This is a genomic window from Micromonospora sp. LHW51205 (genome assembly GCF_003315815.1).
In the GTDB taxonomy this organism is placed as follows: Bacteria; Actinomycetota; Actinomycetes; order Mycobacteriales; family Micromonosporaceae; genus Micromonospora; species Micromonospora chalcea.
In genome coordinates this window covers 45,524-60,833 of the sequence record NZ_QMEZ01000005.1, presented here as the reverse complement: position 1 = coordinate 60,833, position 15,310 = coordinate 45,524, and the positions used below count along the sequence as shown (strand labels likewise).

The window sequence follows — 15,310 nt, the reverse complement described above, 5'->3', positions numbered from 1 at the left end:
GGATCAAAGGGCTTCCGGCGTCCATCCGCTGAGCCCAACCACCACCAAGATCACCACGATTACCTGCACCGAGACCTGCGCTCGCACCTTCAGCGTGAAGTGAAGTTCAGCCACCTTCGATTCCAATCTGAGTCCTGTATCTGCCGGCTAGAACCCGGCGGGTGCCGACCTGTCCGGCACTCGATCAAATGCTAGTGGGCCGAACAAGAAATGCAAGAGCCAATTTAAATTCGCCATAGGCACTTTGCCAATTGGCATTGTGCCAATTGGCAAAGTGCCTAGTGGCATTTTGCCGGCAGGCACGGTATCGAGGCTTGCATCGCGGAAGGTGGGCATTGGCTGGATGGCGGGCGAGCGTGCTGGGCGCTGGCACCGGGCTGGGCCTGGCGTGCTAATGCGGTCTATTGGTGCAAAACCTCACCAGTCTTTGGTGGCGCGCGCGTGTTTACTCGTTGACTTGTCTGCCAAGTGCCGTCTACCTTGGAGTCTCAACTTGGCAGACATGCCAACAACTTGGAGGTTTGGGCGATGGCTCTGCGTGGCGGTACGAGGTTCGCCGTGCGTTGTGAGGACGTGTTCCCGGCGGGATGCGCCCTGGTCCCTGAGTCACTGGGTGAGGTCGAGGACTACGACGAGAAGACCGGTCGGCGTAGCCCGGCGAAGGACAAGCTGACCGGCCAGCGGGTGTGGCAGGTCCGCGTGATGGACCTGGACCCGGAGCTCGGCAAGCGCTCCCGGGAGACGACGGTCAAGATCTCCGCCGACTACCAGCCAGTCCCGCCGACGGGCGCCCCGTTCGAGGCGGTGGAGTTCGACGGCATGACGGTCACGCCGTACGTGACCAACAACAACCGGATGGCGTACTCGCTGCGCGCGACCGGCATGCGCGCTCCGGCGGGCGTGACCCCGAAGGCGGCGGCGTAGCCGCATCAGGTGGGGGCGGGGCTGTTAGGTCTTGGCGGACGGCAGCCCCGCCCTCTGTCTCTTCCCCTGCTCTGTCGAGAGAGGTAGTGACGTGTCCAAGCGTAGGCGTTCGCCTGCCCCGGCTCAGCCTCGGTGCGGCGTGTGTCAGTCCCGGTTCGACCCGGCCGGCGGTGCGGCTGATCGCTGCCCGCTCTGCGTCGGGCAGCTCGTTCTTCCCTTTCCTCCGGTCCGGGACTCGGCGGGTCGGTTCGTGTCGCTGCGGGGTGCGCGATGATGCGCCGGCCGCGTGGCGAGGTGGTGATGACGTCCGCCGGGGATCTGCTGGTGATCCGGCCGAAGCGGTTCGTCCTGCCTATGTGGGCTTCCGTGCTCGTCCTGGTGCTGCGCTGGCTCGCCCGGGGCTGCTGGTGGTGCCTGCGCCACCCGGCCACCGTCGGCCTGGTCGTGCTCGCCACCGTCCTCTACGCCGACTACGGCTGGGCGGGCCTGGTCGTGCCGCTGGTCCTGGCGTCGGTGGTGTCGGCCCTGTGGCGGTGGCGGGACGAAGCGTCCTGGTGGCGGTGGTGCGCCGGGCCGCTGCTCGGCCGGTTCCGTCAGGTCTTCGTCTACCGGCGGGCATGGCGCGAGGCCATGACCCTCTGCGGCCTGGCCGAGACGTACGACCATCGCGCCGTCCTGCCCGAGCTGCTGCGCGTGCGCTCGGATCAGGCCCTCGACGTGCTGACCATCCGCATGGTCCGCGGGCAGACCCCGGCCGACTTCCAACGGGTCACGGCGAACCTCGCGTACGCCTTCGGCCGGCGGCACGCCCGGGTCTACTCCGAGCGGCCCGCCGACCCGCCGACGCGTACCGGCTACTGGGCGCTGCTGCTGGGCTGGGTGGACCGGGTGCGATTCCGGGACCGGCCCACCGTGGTCTACCTGGTCCTCGTCCGCACCGACGCCCTGCGGCCCGTCGTGGCGCCGTTCGACGCCCCGGCCGTCCCCGACTTCACCGCGCTGCCGCTGGCGCGGCGGGAAGACCTGGGCACCTGGTACCTGCACCTGCTCGCCACGCACGTCCTCATCGGCGGGGCCACCCGGTCCGGCAAGGGCTCGGTGCTCTGGTCGCTGGTCCGCTCGCTTGCCGGCGGCATCACCTCCGGCCTGGTGCGGCTCTGGGTGATCGACCCCAAGGGCGGGATGGAGTTCGCGATGGGCCGGCCGCTGTTCGCCCGGTTCGCCTGCAAGTCCTTCGAGGCCATGGCCGACCTCCTCGACGAGGCCGTGGCCGTGATGCGGGAAAGGCAAACCCGGCTCGCCGGCAGGGTCCGGGTGCACACCCCGACCGAGGCTGACCCCCTGGTCGTCGTCGTCATCGACGAGATGGCCGCGCTGACCGCCTACCTGCAAGACGTCGACCTGCGCAAGCGCATCGCCGGCTCGCTCGGGCTGCTGCTGTCCCAGGGTGCCGGCGTCGGAGTCCTGGTGGTCGCCGCGTTGCAGGACCCCCGCAAGGAGGTGCTGCCGTTCCGGGACCTGTTCCCGACCCGTATCGCGCTCGGTCTGACCGAGGCGGCTCAGGTCGACCTCGTGTTGGGCGACGGTGCCCGCAACCGGGGCGCCCTGGCCGACCAGATGCCCCGATGGGCCAAGGGCGTCGGGTACGTGATCCTCGACGGCACCCCGGAACCGATGCGGGTCCGGTTCTCCTACGTCACCGACGACCACATCCGGGAACTGGCCCAGCAGTACCCGGCCCCGGCCGACGCCGCGGACATCCTCGCCCAGGTCGGCCGCGAGTCGACGCCGGAACCGGTCCGGCCGGCCCTGCCCCGGCAGCGTCGCGGGCCATTGCTGCCCGACGCGCTGCGCAACATCCTCGACGCCGACGGGGGTGAGTCGCGGTGACCGCCCCGACCTTCTACCGGCTCCGCGCACCGAACCCGGACGGCGCGAGCAGCACTGCGGTGTCCGTCCGCGTCGACCCCGACCGGCCCGACCCGTACCCGGTCTATCTCGCCGTCGGCGGTGGCCGGCGCCGCATGCACCTGACCCCCGACGAGGCATGGGCGCTGTGGCGCTGCCTCTCCGAAGCGGTCGCCTCCCTCGGCGACCCGCCCGACCACATCCGTACCCGCGTCACCCCGGACCGGAGGTAGCCCCGATGTCCCTCAAGCGCTTCTTCCTCGGCACCCACCGACTCAAGCCGCTGAACATCGACCTCGACGGCTCCCCGGACCGGCTCGCCGCCGCCATGCACGGCCTGGCGCACATGGTCCGCCGCCGGGACGACCTCGACGGGCAGTGCATCCGCATCACCGTGACCATCCGCATCCCGGAAGGCGACTTCGAATGATCCGCCACCGAGCCGAGTCCGGCGTCCGGGTGCTGATCCTGCTCGCCATCGGGACCATGGCCGGCGCCGCCGCGTTCACCCACGTCCACGATCTGACCGTGGCCCACGGCCAGCCCGACTGGATCGGCTGGGCCAACGCCGTGGCGGTCGAGCTGATGGCGATCTACCTCGGCCTGGAGCTACGCGCCCGCCGTCGCGCGGGTCGCCCGGTCGGCCTGGTCGCCGTGCTCCTGGTCGCGTTCGCCCTGCTCTCCCTCGCCGCCCAGGTCGCGGAAGCCGAACCGTCCGTGTGGGGTTGGATCGTGGCCGCCGTGCCGTCGCTGGCGTTTCTCGCCCTGGTCAAGGTCGTCCTGTCCAGCGCACCCGCCCTGGCACCCGAGCCGGACCAACCGCCGGTCGACTGGACCTACGAGGTTCCTGAGCAGGTCGTCGCCGAGCCCGAGCAGCCGATCGTGCCCGCCCCGGCGGTCCGCCCGGCACCGGCTGCGGTGTTGCCCCCGCTGGGCGTCGTGCAGCCCAACCGACCCCAGGTCGTCGGGATCATTCGATGACCGCTCCCACCTTGCCCGGCCTCGCTCCCGCCGCCTCGACCCCGGTTGCTCCTCGGCCGGGGTCGCGGGCGGCCCGCATGGCGCTGCCCCGCTCGGTCGACGTGCTCAAGGAGATAGCCGCCGAGTACGGCGTCTGCGTGCGCCCCCTCGCCATGCGTCGCACCGACCTCGACACCGGGCTGACCGAGGTCATCGACCTGCCCTGCGGCGCGACCCGCGAGGACAAGTGCGCGCCCTGCGCCAAGAAGAACCGCCGGCTACGGCAGGCCCAGATCCGCGAGGGCTGGCACCGCGACGACGAACCGCTACCCGGCCCGGAACCTGCGACCGAGGCGCAGAAGTCCCTGATCCTGTTCCGCGCACACCTGGAGTTCTCCCGCGACGAGGCCGTACGCGGTGCCCAGTGGGATCAGGTGACCGACCTCGACGAGGCGATCCGCGAGGTAGAGGAAGCCATCGCCGCCGAGGGTCTGCGCGGGCGCGTCGGGCCACCGCACGCCACCGACGACGGGGGCTCCGACGACGAACCCGGCCGCCGGCGCAAGCGCTCCACCAAGCGACGCCAAGACGCCCCCGAGCTACCTCGGCGCAAGGTCGAGCGGCGCACCGTCGGCAAGACCTACACCGCTCCGGACGGCGCGACGTTCCGGCCGTCGATGTGGCTGACGCTCACCCTCGACTCGTACGGCCCGGTCCGCCCCGACGGCACCCCGCTCAACCCCGACCGGTACGACTACCGCCGCGCCGCCTGGGACGCGGTGCACTTCCCTCGGCTGCTCGATCGGTTCTGGCAGAACCTGCGGCGGTGCGAGGGCTGGAACGTCCAGTACGCCGGCTGCGTCGAGCCGCAACGCCGTCTTGCCCCACACGCCCACTTCGCCATCCGGGGCACCATCCCCCGGGACATCCTGCGCACCGTCGCGGCGGCGACCTATCACCAGGTGTGGTGGCCGGCGGTCGACGTCCAGCGGTACACCCTCGACCGGCTTCCCGTCTGGGACGAGCAGGCCGCCGCATGGGTCGACCCCGACACCCGGCAGCCGCTGATCACCTGGACGGAAGCCCTCGACGCCATCGACGACGACCCGGACTCCGAACCTGTGCACGTCGTCCGCTTCGGCGCCCAGGTCGACGCCCGCGGCGTCATGCCCGGCACCGAGGACGCCGAACGGACCATCCGGTACGTCACGAAGTACATCACCAAGCACACCGGCGACGTCCACAAGGCGACCACCGACCGGCAGCGCAAGCACCTCGACCGGCTCTGGCAGCAACTCCAGCTCACCCCCTGCACCGAGCGGTGCGCCAACTGGCTGCTCTACGGCGTCCAGCCCAAGAAGGCACACGCCAAGCTCAAGCCCGGCCGCTGCAAGGGCAAGGTCCACCAGCGCGACACCCTCGGCATCGGCGGCCGGCGCATCCTCATCTCCCGCGACTGGTCCGGCAAGACCCTCGCTGACCACAAGCACGACGCGCGGGCCTGGGTGCGGGCACTGCTCGGTGCCACCACCGACAGCGCCACCGCCGGGCAGCTCGTCGACAACCAGGGCGCCACCGTCGAACGGGTCCGGCACGCCTGGGAACTCGCCCGACCCGACGACCCCGATGTGGGGCCGCTGGCCCACCGGCTCATGCGCTCCATCAGTGAGCGTGCCCGCTGGCGGTCCGAACTGCTCGCCGCCAAGGACCGGGCCGCGCAGGGGTCGGCAGATCTTTCGGCAACTCAGCACAGCGCGCAGCACCACGGGGAGGAGACGCAGTGAACGAGGAGTTGTTGACCGTGCCGGAAGTGCTCGCCGAGCTGCGGGTGCCGCGCTCGACCTGGTTCTACTGGCGGCAGACCGGCAAGGGGCCACGGGTCATCAAGCTCCCGAACGGGCAGCTTCGGGTCCGCCGGTCGGCGCTCGGTCGGTGGCTCGGTGAGCTGGAGCAGGACGCGGCATGAAGAGCTACGACGTCCAGATCTGGGAGATCGGCAAGCGCGCCGACCGGAAGGCTCGGCCCTGGCGGGTCCGCTGGGCGGTGAGCGGCCAACGCTTCGAGGACATGTTCCGTACCAAAGCCCTGGCGCACTCGTTCCGCGCCGAGCTGGTCCAGGCGGCCAACGCGGGGGAGCCCTTCGACCCGGCCACCGGCCGCCCGGTCTCCGAGGCCAGAACCAAGAACCCCACCACCTGGTACGCGCACAGCCGCGCGTACGTCGAAATGAAGTGGCCCCGGGCGGCGGCCAAGACCCGGCGGTCGATCGTCGAGGCGCTGACCTCGATCACGGTGACCCTGACCCGCCCGGCCAAGCGGGGCCGACCGGCTGACGCCCTGCTCCGTGAGGCGCTGTACCTCTACGGCCTCAACCCGCGCCGCTGGTCCGATGAGATCCCCACCGAGCACGCGGCGGCGCTGGCCTGGCTGGAAACCGCGTCCCTGCCGGTCGTCGAGCTGGACTCACCCGCGATGGTCCGCCGAGTCCTCGACAGCCTCTGCGTACGCCTCGACGGCAAGCCTGCGGCTGCCTCCACCGTCCAGCGGAAGCGTGCGACCTTCTACAACGTGCTCGGGTACGCCGTCGAGCTGGAGCTGATCGACTCCAACCCGGTCGACCGGGTCCAGTGGACCGCACCCGAGGTCGCGCAGTCCATCGACCGGCGGGTGGTGGCGAACCCGGCCCAGGTCGCCACGCTGCTGGAGGCGGTGAAATCTCTCGGCAAACGCGCCGACAAGGTCACGGCCTTCTTCGGCTGCCTCTACTACGCCGGCATGCGGCCCTCGGAAGCGGCAGACCTGCGGCGGGAGGACTGCGACCTTTCGGGCCGGTGCGCCGACTGCGGCGCGGACTTCGACGACCTGGCGGCAGTCAAGCCTTCCCGGTCCTGCGACCACGAGAAAATCGAATACCGCTGGGGCCGCCTGGTGCTCGCCGGCACCTCGCCGCGCGCCGGGTCGCACTGGACCGATGACGGCGGCTCCCACGAGCGGCGCGGACTCAAGCACCGGGGGAGGGCGGAAACCCGGACGGTCCCGATCCCGCCCCGGCTCGTCGAGCTGCTCTGCGCGCACGTCGAGAATCACGGGGTAGGTCCGGACGGTCGGTTCTTCCGGGGCCTGCACGGTGGGCCGCTGTCCGAGTCGGTCTACGACCGGTGGTGGAAGCTCGCCCGGGAGAAGGCTCTGACGGACTCGCAGGTCGCCTCGCCGCTCGTCCGCCGGCCCTACGACCTGCGGCACGCGGCGGCCTCGCTCTGGCTGAATGCCGGCGTCCCGCCGACCGAGGTCGCCCGGCGCCTGGGGCACGGTGTCGCCGTCCTGCTCCGGGTCTACGCCAATTGCATCGACGGTGGCGACGACACCATGAACGACAAGATCGGCGGCGCACTCGGATGAACCCCTGCCAGTTAGGAAGTGGCTGCTCTGACCGGTCCGGGGCCGCTCTCGACCAGCCGTCGGGCTTCCCCAGCCACCTATGCGTTAACGCCGTCATGTCGGTGTCGTTGAACTGGGCGAGCACATCGAGCTGAGCTTCGACGACCTGCTGGCGCGCTGGGCCGCGCACGACCTGACTTCCGTTCCACTGCATGTCGCACCCAGGTCGTACCTTCGAACACATGTACGGCATCCACTGCGCTCGCTCCCCGCCTCCGCCAACGACTGCTGACCAATTCCTTACAGACACACGGTCAGATCTGCGCTCGAAACTAGGGTGACGAGACATCCCCATCGCCCACCGGAGGAACCTATGCCGGAATACAGCCTCGCCGCCTACACCATCAGAGTTCGCCCGCGAATGTCCTCGAAGTCTTCCGATAACTACCTACCTCTTGACAACTTTGACGGGTCCGCCTCCGACCTCGCACCTTTTCTCTATGCATTCTTCAACGGCCTGATCAATACTCCATACCAGCACAGGGATGAGGGTAAGTATCTAATCGCCGAAACGGTGCGGGCGGAGGACCGGTCAATTCACACAACAGTCCGCTCGGGAAGCCACGGACACCAGTCGACTCTACGTGATGTTGAAACTCACCAGGATACATACGAACGCCAGGCAAACGAGGCTGAGCTAATCCCCCTGCGAAATCTATTCGTAATCCCACATAACTCACTGGCTGGGATCTTCCTGACAGAACGGGTCGGCGTCCGAGGGCTTAAGTCCTCACTAGACCACATCCTCACACGTACATTCTCGGCAAGATTCCCTGGTTTCTCCATCGAACTCAGTCCGCTGGCCCCTGAGGCGGCAGTCAAGGCCTCGATCGAAGAAGGCGAACTAAAGAAAATCCGTCTAGTGCGCTATGGGATTCCGAGCGACGTTGCGGATCAGTATAATCTAGGTGCTCACGAAGAAGAGCTGGGAATCATGGAGCTAGTTCTTAAGCCGGACCGCGCGTTGGCATTCCCCAAGCAGAAGGTGCGCGACGCGCTAAACGACAACAGCCTCCCGGCACTGCTAGAGATTCGTGGTCTGGACTACCACGACATCAAACTAGAGGTGAAGGTTGGCAAGTCGATGCGCACGCTCACCGTCACTCAGGAACGCCCCCCTCGCGTAACATTTCCTCTTCCGGAGAACAAGCAGATACCGAGCGGTCGCCCCACCGATGACGTCGTGTATGAGGTCGCTGCTGAGGTGGTCGCGGAACTGGCGAAGGATCTATCTATTCGCGAGTCCGACTATGTCGGCACGGAGTTTTTCTGGACGGCCGACATTCTTGCTGGAAAGCTAGTGATAGCGAATGATGAAGGCTAGTCTACTTCCGATCATCCGGGATCACCTTGACACTATGCGCGATGCCAGGACTGGTCGCGTAAAGATTTCAGACCTGATCTTCTTCTACGGACTGCCAGTCCTGGTCGGGGTGGCAGCCTACCTTCTCTCTTGGCACGTCAAGGGGATCGACAATCTGCTGGCCGCGCTGTCCATCCTTACGGGACTATTGTTCAACCTGCTCGTCCTGCTATTCGACACTGCCGCCCGCTTCAAAGGTCGACCGACCGGCAAAGTCAGCGCCGACAACGCACACAAATACCGACTCCTCCACGAACTGCAAGCAAACATCACCTACACGCTTGGCGTCGGCCTTCTAGTTGCGATCATATTGGGAGTATGCTCGCTCGCTGGAATAGAGGATGCACAGCGCCCCTGGTCTGTCGTCGTGACGGCGTCACTCGCACACTTCGTACTATTGCTGGGAATGCTGCTTAAACGACTTCGATCGGTCTTCCTTGCAGAGTTTCCACGGCTGCTGGGCGCGTAACGCTGGCCTCCTCAGAGGTTGTGGAGGGCCGAAGCCTGTGAGGGCGGCAGCGACAACGCGGCCTGAACATCAAGCGTGTAGCGCCGTGGTGGGCGTGGGCACATGGTGGGCGGCTGATCAGTCGGTGTCGGCGGAGCGGCGAGAAGCAGCAGTTCAGCGGTGCCGACCGAGGCAAGATCGCGGACGCCCTGTAAATCCGTCGCGAAAGCTACAGAGGTTCGAATCCTCTACCCGCCACCAGGTGCAGATACGGCCCCTGACCAGCAGAGATGCTGATCGGGGGCCGTTCTCGTTCGTCTGGCCGAGTCCGGCTGAGTCCAGCCGTCTGCGACTGATTGCGGGCGGGCCACGGAAAGGACGTCCACGACAAGATCGGGGATGATCCGTGGTGGCTCAACCCTGGTCCCTGCCGGCGCCGCTGTCGCCGACCAGTCGTCGAGCTTCGGCGATGACCTCCGCGTCGAGATCCTCGGGCTTGGTGCTGACCAGCATGTGTACCTCGTTGGCGGCCTCGACGTACTCGTAGGCGCTCTCCAGGTTGATCAGTTCGCCTGCCAGGGGAGTCCCGGCGTAGGTGATGAACTGTGAGACCCAGGACGTGAGTTCGCGAGGCGCGATCTTCCTGGCGAGCAGTCGTCGCGCCATGATGCGGAGGACTTCCTCTTCGGCCTTCCGGCTCTCTTCCCCGTAGTAGGTCAGGGAGAGTTCCGCGAACGCATCAGCCAGCCAGCGGCGCAGCTCGTCGTCCTCGCTGCCCTTCAGGGGGGAGACGCCGGCCAGGATCCGGAGGGTCGGACTGTCGACGCCTGCCACCAGGCAGTCGCAGGCGGCCCTGACCACGTCAACCGCGGTGGCGGAGCCGATGCTCCAGAAGGCGACGGTGTCGTGAAGGTTGGCAAGAGCCTCTTCGCTGGTCATCGACACATGATCGGTCGGCAAGCTGGTGGTGTCGCGGAAGTTATTGGGCGCCGGGAACGGTGGCAGGGGTGGATCCATGGGCGTTGGCCAAATGGTGGGCCGTGGACCGGCAAGCCCTGGCCGGCCGGCAGGAAGGCAGCAGCTGCCTCGGCCCATCCCGCCGCTGAAGTGCGCTCGTGACGAGCAGAGCGCCGGATCTGCGCCAAATGGGACTGAACTGCTTGATTGGTGTGGGTGCGAGGGGGTGTCTGAGCTTTGCCGTAAGCTGCCGTCCCATGGCGTCGAGCACTGAGGAGCAGGACCGGCTCTACCGCGAGATCCTGCTCGCGCCGCTCCGCACGTCGGCGGATTGCCTTCCCGAGATGGGAGGGGCCGACGAGGTCGACCTTGCCGGCTTCACCGCGCTGTACGGCGCTGACCCGCTCTGTCACTGAATGGGCGTCGCCTCGCCCCTGATGTTCGCCGCGCAGAGCCGCGGGCGGCGTGACGTCGATCCACAGGTAGTTCGGCGTCGGCTGCGAGCGCATCTTCCGCCAGGTCCTCAAGGCGGAGTTCGGACTGTCCGAGAACCAGGTCACATGGTCTGCTCGCGATACCTGACCGGCAACTGGAGTGTCTTCCCAGGCGCGGGCGGGCATGACCCCCTGTCCAGTACTTTCGGCTTCCTGCGGGACGTTGTCGGCTACCTCCGGCGGGACACCACCGACCTGCGCGCCAGCGTGGAGCACGTCCTGCGGCGACTCCTGGAGGCGGCATGACGGAGATCGTCGAGCGCGCGGCGCACAGCCGCAACGAGCACATGACGTTCCGCGCCAACATGGGTGTGGGGAGGCACGGCTGGTTGCGCCTCACGCCCGCCTACGGCGTACGCCTCGTCCGCGATCGCATGTCGCACATGCCGGCCGGCAGCATCGTCACCGACCCCTTCTCGGGCACCGGCACGACGCCGCTCGCGGCTGCCGAGCTCGGCCACCGGGGGCAGTCGGTGGACATCAACCCGTTCCTGGTCTGGCTCGGCACGGTCAAGACGACGAACTACCCGGAGGACACGCTCCTCGCGCTCGCTGACGCCGTGACGAGTGTGCTCGACGGGGCGCGGGCGCACGACGAGGACGCCGATCTCTGGCAGCCGAGCCTGTTCAGGATCGAGAAGTGGTGGTCGCCGGGCGCGCTCCACGCCCTCAAGGCGCTTCGGAACGAGATCGACCGTTTCGACGGGCAGATCCGCGACCTGCTGGAGATCGGTCTCTGCCGGTCGCTGATCTCCTGCTCCAACGCGGCGTTCAACCATCAGTCGATGTCCTTCAAGGAAGCGCCGGCCGAGCAGGCGCTCTTCGTGGTCGACGACCTCGACAAGGCGCTCGACGGGTACGCCACGGAAATGGCGACGATCATCGAGTCCGCCCGTTTCGACCTCGCCGGCACGGCGGTTGTCCGGCAGGGGGATTCGCGGACGGGTCTGGACGGCCTGGAGCCTGCGGACTTCGTACTGACCTCACCGCCGTACGTGAACCGGATGAGCTACATCCGCGAGCTTCGCCCGTACATGTACTGGCTCCGCTACCTGGACGTGGCCGGCGACGCCGGCGAGCTCGACTGGCGCGCCATCGGTGGCACGTGGGGCACCGCCACGAGCAAGCTCAACACGTGGAAGCCGGACGTCGGGACGCCTGTCGACGGGGCGATGAAGGTGGTCTGCGAGAAGATCGCGGCGGACGGCGGCAAGAACGGTCCGCTGCTTGCCAGCTACGTTCACAAGTACCACCACGACATGTGGCTGCACTTCCAGAGCGTCACGAAGCACTTGAAGCCGGGCGGCAGCGTCTCCTACATCGTCGGAAACTCCACCTTCTACAAGCACGAGGTGCCAGCGCACACCTGGTATGCCGTGATGCTGCGCGAACTCGGCTATTCGGACGTCAAGGTGGAGACCATCCGCAAGCGGAACTCCAACAAGGCGCTGTTCGAGTACGACGTCACCGGCACGAAGCCCGCGTGAACGGGCAGAGGCGGTAGCCGACCGTCAGGGTGCTGCCACCGGCTGTTGCCCGCCTCGTCGGCGGTGAAGCAGTCAGGCGGGTGGGTGTCGCACCTGGCGACGCCGTCGGGGCAACCGCCACCGGCCGGCTGATGATTCACTCGGTTCTCCTGGCGTGAAACCTTGCCTCAGGCATCGATGATGGTAGAGGCTGTCCGAGGGCGGCCGACGGGAGCGCCGACGCCATCTACTGTGGCCGCGGCCGGGTGCCGACCGGCTGACGGGTGAATCAGGCGCTAAGCGTGGTTTACGCGCGAAGTCGTTGTGCGCGCCTTCCGTAGCGGCTGCGGGGCTGATCGTGACGGTATGCTGGGCCGGAGGGTGAGCCGCGCCTGTCGAACGGATGATTTCCCTGCCACTGCCCCTGCGCGAGGGCTCGCGCAGCTTTTGCCCGTGAGCGGGGTGTGGCACGATCGTGGAACCTTCACGATGGTTGTAACTCTCCCGACAGGAGCAATCATGTCTGGTCGTAGGCTGGGCCGGCTGTTTGGCTCGCTCCTCCTCGTTTCCGCCGCCTTGGGCGTTTCGGTAATCAGTGCAAAGTCCGGCCTGGGCGACCTCCGCCTCCTCGACTACGTCTGGGTCTGACAGCGACCCGGGCTGACCTCCACGGGGGCGGAAGCCGGTGGGTCCTGCCCGCCGGACCGGGAGTGGGACCCACCGGACAGGGAGTGGGATGAGCGGGCGAGACAACCCGAGGCGCAGACCCTCCGAGGACGCCTGGATAATCACCGCGCCGCTCGCCCTGGTAGCGGTGGCTTGTTCGACGGTCACCGGATTGATCGCGAAGCCACCCATCGGCGGGTGGCTTCCGGCGGTGCTGCTCCTGGCGCTGATGATCGTCGCCAGCGGGCCGGTCGTCGGCGTGGTCATCCGCCGGCAGTCACTCGGTATGACGCTCACCGAGCTGCCGCTGGTGCTCGCCTTCTACTTCCTGCCGCCGCTCACCGTCGTCCTGATCTACACGCTGTCCTCGCTCGTGACGCACCTGCGTCACCGGTTGTCGGCGCCGAAGCTCTGGTTCAACGTCGCGCGTGCGGCGGCGGGCACCTCGGTCGGCGCCCTGGTGCTGACCATCCTGCCGCCGACCGAAGGCGTGGGCCCCGCCACGTGGCTGGGCCTCTGCCTCGCGGTGGCGATGGTGATCCTGGTGAGCCTCACCTCGATCGCCGCGGTCCAGACCCTGCTCATCGGCTGGCACGCCGGCCGGGAGACGTTCCGGGCGCTGCGTTCGGGCGTGCTGACCAACGGCATCAACGTGTCGGCCGGCCTGATCGTGCTGATGCTGCTGGAGCAGTCCTGGTGGTCCCTGGTGCCGTTGGCCGCGCTGGCCGCGGGGCTGGTGGCGGTCTACCGGTCGTACACCGAGTTCTTCCAGCAGCACCGCACGCTCAGCGGCATGTACGAGCTGAGCCGGGCGATCTCGGCCAGCGGCCAGGACGGCACGCTCGCGGACGCCCTGCTGGGCCGCGTCCGCGGTCTGATGCAGGCGGAGTACGCGACGTTGTGGCTGCCCGCCCAGGGCCGGCACCCGGAGACCCTGCTCACCGCGCGGGTCGATGACCCCGGCCTGCTGGACACCGCCCCGACCGGGGTGGAGCTGCGCCAGCGGGCGATGCAGAAGGCCCGCCCGGTCACCGTCGGCCGGGGCGTGTGCAGCGATCCGGAGTTCCGGGCCAGCCTGGCCGAACAGGGCGTCAAGGACACGATCATCGTCCCGTTGCGCTCGGGCCGGGTGGTGATCGGGACGCTCGAGGTGACCAACCGGCTGGTCGACCCCTCGCACTTCACCGCGCGCGACGTCGCGGTCCTGGAGACGGTGGCGGCACACGCCGCTGTCGCCCTGGAGAACTCTCGCCTGGTCGACCGGCTGCGGCACGACGCCGACCACGACACGCTCACCAAGCTGCCCAACCGGCGCCGGCTGACCGCGGCGGTGGCCGAGGCGGTGAAGATCGGCGCGCCGGGCGAGGTGGTCGCGTTGCTCCTCTTCGACGTCGACCGGCTCCGCCAGGTCAACGAGTCGCTCGGCCACGCCGCCGGGGACAAGGTGCTCGTCGAGGTGGCCGAGCGGCTGCGCGCCTGCGCGCCCTCCTCGGCGCTGGTCGGCCGCGCCGGTGGGGACGAGTTCCTGGTGACGCTCCGGCTGGAGAGCACCGAGGCGGCCCTGGAACTGGCGGCCCAGCTCCGGGAGCAGATCCGCGACGAGATGGTTTTCGACGCGCTCACCGTGGACGTGGACACGGTGGTCGGCGTGGCGGTCCACCCCGACCACGGCAGCGACGCGGTGGCGCTGTTGCAGCGCGTCGACCTGGCGGCCAGCGCTGCCAAGTCGGTCCCGGGCAGTGTGCAGCTCTACAGCCCGGCGCTGGAGTCGCGGTCGCTGCGCCGGCTCGGCCTCGCCGGTGACCTGCAACGGGCGCTGGACGAGGGCAAGCTGGAGGTCTACTTCCAGCCCAAGGTCACGCTGCGGGACCGCCGCCTGGTGGGCGTGGAGTGCCTGGCCCGGTGGGAGCACCCGGCGCACGGCACGGTCTCGCCGGACGACTTCGTGGCGGTGGCCGAGCACACCGGCCAGCTCGGCCGGCTCACCGAGTTCGTGCTCCGGGAGAGCCTGCGGCGCAGCCGCGACTGGAGCCACGGCGAGCAGCCGCTCTCCGTCGCGGTCAACCTCGCCGCGCGTACGCTCACCGACCAGCACTTCCCGGCGCTGGTACGCGATCTGCTGGCCGAGTACGGCGTACCGCCGCAGCGGCTGACCCTGGAGGTCACCGAGGCCGGTGTGCTGGACGGCGCGGAACGTCCCATCCCGACCCTGCGCAGCCTCCGTGACCTCGGTGTCCGACTCTCGGTGGACGACTTCGGCACCGGCAACTCCTCCCTGGCCCAGCTGCGCCGGCTGCCGGTGCACGAGGTGAAGGTGGACCGGTCGTTCGTGCAGGGCATGGCGACCGATCCGGGTGATCTGGCGATCGTGAACGCGGTGGTGACGCTCTCCCAGCAGTTCGGCCTGGCGGTGGTGGCCGAGGGCGTGGAGAGCGAGCTGATGCTGGAGCTCCTGCAGGACATCGGCTGCGAGATCGGCCAGGGCTTCCTGTTCAGCCGCCCCCTGCCGTACGAGCGTCTGGAGGCCTGGTTCGGTGCCCAGGTCGACCCGGAGACGGTGGCCACGGGGGAGCTGCCGCGGCTGCGTGTGGTGCCCTGAGCAGGGCCGACACGTACCTGGGGGATCCGATTTCACCTCGGCGACGCGGTCGTGTACTGTTTCCCCTGCGCGACACCCCCCGGGGTG

At 68.4% G+C, this 15,310-nt stretch carries 15 protein-coding genes; 14 read left to right on the top strand and 1 reads right to left on the bottom strand.

Annotated features, from left to right (window positions below; translation table 11 throughout):
* The first annotated feature begins 528 nt into the window (after window positions 1–528).
* The 10 genes from DQE82_RS19720 (at window position 529) to DQE82_RS30550 (ending at window position 9,062) form a co-directional block, all read left to right on the top strand.
* Complete coding sequence (locus DQE82_RS19720; protein ID WP_113973452.1) at window positions 529–924, top strand: transcriptional regulator; 396 nt, start codon at window positions 529–531, stop codon at window positions 922–924.
* A gap of 273 nt (window positions 925–1,197) precedes the next feature.
* Window positions 1,198–2,814, top strand: coding sequence for an FtsK/SpoIIIE domain-containing protein (locus DQE82_RS19715; protein ID WP_233514723.1), 1,617 nt, complete (start codon window positions 1,198–1,200; stop codon window positions 2,812–2,814).
* The gene (locus DQE82_RS19710) at window positions 2,811–3,065 is read left to right on the top strand and encodes a hypothetical protein (protein WP_091426450.1); all 255 of its coding nucleotides are present in this window, start codon (window positions 2,811–2,813) and stop codon (window positions 3,063–3,065) included. The genes DQE82_RS19715 and DQE82_RS19710 overlap by 4 nt, the downstream gene beginning before the upstream one ends.
* Before the next feature lie 5 nt (window positions 3,066–3,070).
* A complete protein-coding gene (locus tag DQE82_RS19705; protein WP_113973451.1) occupies window positions 3,071–3,262 on the top strand; it encodes a hypothetical protein in 192 nt (63 codons plus the stop codon).
* The gene (locus DQE82_RS19700) at window positions 3,259–3,813 is read left to right on the top strand and encodes a DUF2637 domain-containing protein (RefSeq protein WP_113973450.1); all 555 of its coding nucleotides are present in this window, start codon (window positions 3,259–3,261) and stop codon (window positions 3,811–3,813) included. Before DQE82_RS19705 ends, DQE82_RS19700 begins: the two co-directional genes overlap by 4 nt.
* A complete protein-coding gene (locus DQE82_RS19695; RefSeq protein WP_113973449.1) occupies window positions 3,810–5,576 on the top strand; it encodes a replication initiator in 1,767 nt (588 codons plus the stop codon). The genes DQE82_RS19700 and DQE82_RS19695 overlap by 4 nt, the downstream gene beginning before the upstream one ends.
* Complete coding sequence (locus DQE82_RS19690; RefSeq protein ID WP_018784531.1) at window positions 5,573–5,758, top strand: AlpA family transcriptional regulator; 186 nt, start codon at window positions 5,573–5,575, stop codon at window positions 5,756–5,758. The genes DQE82_RS19695 and DQE82_RS19690 overlap by 4 nt, the downstream gene beginning before the upstream one ends.
* Entirely contained in the window at window positions 5,755–7,191 is a 1,437-nt protein-coding gene (locus tag DQE82_RS19685; RefSeq protein WP_113973448.1) for a tyrosine-type recombinase/integrase, read from the top strand. The genes DQE82_RS19690 and DQE82_RS19685 overlap by 4 nt, the downstream gene beginning before the upstream one ends.
* Window positions 7,192–7,543: 352 nt before the next feature.
* Window positions 7,544–8,554, top strand: coding sequence for a hypothetical protein (locus DQE82_RS30555; RefSeq protein WP_147265153.1), 1,011 nt, complete (start codon window positions 7,544–7,546; stop codon window positions 8,552–8,554).
* 34 nt (window positions 8,555–8,588) lie between these two features.
* Window positions 8,589–9,062, top strand: a complete 474-nt coding sequence (locus DQE82_RS30550) for a hypothetical protein (RefSeq protein ID WP_147265152.1) — start codon at window positions 8,589–8,591, stop codon at window positions 9,060–9,062.
* Between the two features lie 393 nt (window positions 9,063–9,455).
* Here the strand turns inward: DQE82_RS30550 and DQE82_RS19675 are convergent, their stop codons facing one another.
* Window positions 9,456–9,980: a hypothetical protein gene (locus DQE82_RS19675; RefSeq protein ID WP_158559996.1), complete on the bottom strand. Its 525-nt coding sequence runs from the start codon at window positions 9,978–9,980 to the stop codon at window positions 9,456–9,458.
* Between the two features lie 275 nt (window positions 9,981–10,255).
* Here DQE82_RS19675 and DQE82_RS30670 point away from each other — a divergent pair, with 275 nt between their 5' ends.
* From DQE82_RS30670 to DQE82_RS19660, 4 genes are all read left to right on the top strand, one after another.
* Entirely contained in the window at window positions 10,256–10,414 is a 159-nt protein-coding gene (locus DQE82_RS30670; protein WP_158559995.1) for a hypothetical protein, read from the top strand.
* A 144-nt stretch (window positions 10,415–10,558) separates the two neighbouring features.
* Window positions 10,559–10,738: a hypothetical protein gene (locus DQE82_RS19670; RefSeq protein WP_113973445.1), complete on the top strand. Its 180-nt coding sequence runs from the start codon at window positions 10,559–10,561 to the stop codon at window positions 10,736–10,738.
* On the top strand, window positions 10,735–11,979 hold the full coding sequence (locus tag DQE82_RS19665) for a DNA methyltransferase (RefSeq protein ID WP_113973444.1): 1,245 nt from the start codon (window positions 10,735–10,737) through the stop codon (window positions 11,977–11,979). Before DQE82_RS19670 ends, DQE82_RS19665 begins: the two co-directional genes overlap by 4 nt.
* A 715-nt stretch (window positions 11,980–12,694) precedes the next feature.
* Entirely contained in the window at window positions 12,695–15,223 is a 2,529-nt protein-coding gene (locus DQE82_RS19660; RefSeq protein ID WP_030501622.1) for a bifunctional diguanylate cyclase/phosphodiesterase, read from the top strand.
* Window positions 15,224–15,310 lie beyond the last annotated feature (87 nt).

Bases quoted from the DNA above. Each gene is read 5' to 3' on its own strand.
- DQE82_RS19695 (WP_113973449.1), top strand. From the start codon at position 3,810: ATGACCGCTCCCACCTTGCCCGGCCTCGCTCCCGCCGCCTCGACCCCG.
- DQE82_RS30555 (WP_147265153.1), top strand. From the start codon at position 7,544: ATGCCGGAATACAGCCTCGCCGCCTACACCATCAGAGTTCGCCCGCGA.
- DQE82_RS19700 (WP_113973450.1), top strand. From the start codon at position 3,259: ATGATCCGCCACCGAGCCGAGTCCGGCGTCCGGGTGCTGATCCTGCTC.
- DQE82_RS19670 (WP_113973445.1), top strand. From the start codon at position 10,559: ATGGTCTGCTCGCGATACCTGACCGGCAACTGGAGTGTCTTCCCAGGC.
- DQE82_RS19715 (WP_233514723.1), top strand. From the start codon at position 1,198: ATGCGCCGGCCGCGTGGCGAGGTGGTGATGACGTCCGCCGGGGATCTG.
- DQE82_RS19665 (WP_113973444.1), top strand. From the start codon at position 10,735: ATGACGGAGATCGTCGAGCGCGCGGCGCACAGCCGCAACGAGCACATG.
- DQE82_RS19660 (WP_030501622.1), top strand. From the start codon at position 12,695: ATGAGCGGGCGAGACAACCCGAGGCGCAGACCCTCCGAGGACGCCTGG.
- DQE82_RS19705 (WP_113973451.1), top strand. From the start codon at position 3,071: ATGTCCCTCAAGCGCTTCTTCCTCGGCACCCACCGACTCAAGCCGCTG.
- DQE82_RS19720 (WP_113973452.1), top strand. From the start codon at position 529: ATGGCTCTGCGTGGCGGTACGAGGTTCGCCGTGCGTTGTGAGGACGTG.
- DQE82_RS30670 (WP_158559995.1), top strand. From the start codon at position 10,256: ATGGCGTCGAGCACTGAGGAGCAGGACCGGCTCTACCGCGAGATCCTG.
- DQE82_RS19675 (WP_158559996.1), bottom strand. From the start codon at position 9,980: ATGACCAGCGAAGAGGCTCTTGCCAACCTTCACGACACCGTCGCCTTC.
- DQE82_RS19685 (WP_113973448.1), top strand. From the start codon at position 5,755: ATGAAGAGCTACGACGTCCAGATCTGGGAGATCGGCAAGCGCGCCGAC.
- DQE82_RS30550 (WP_147265152.1), top strand. From the start codon at position 8,589: ATGCGCGATGCCAGGACTGGTCGCGTAAAGATTTCAGACCTGATCTTC.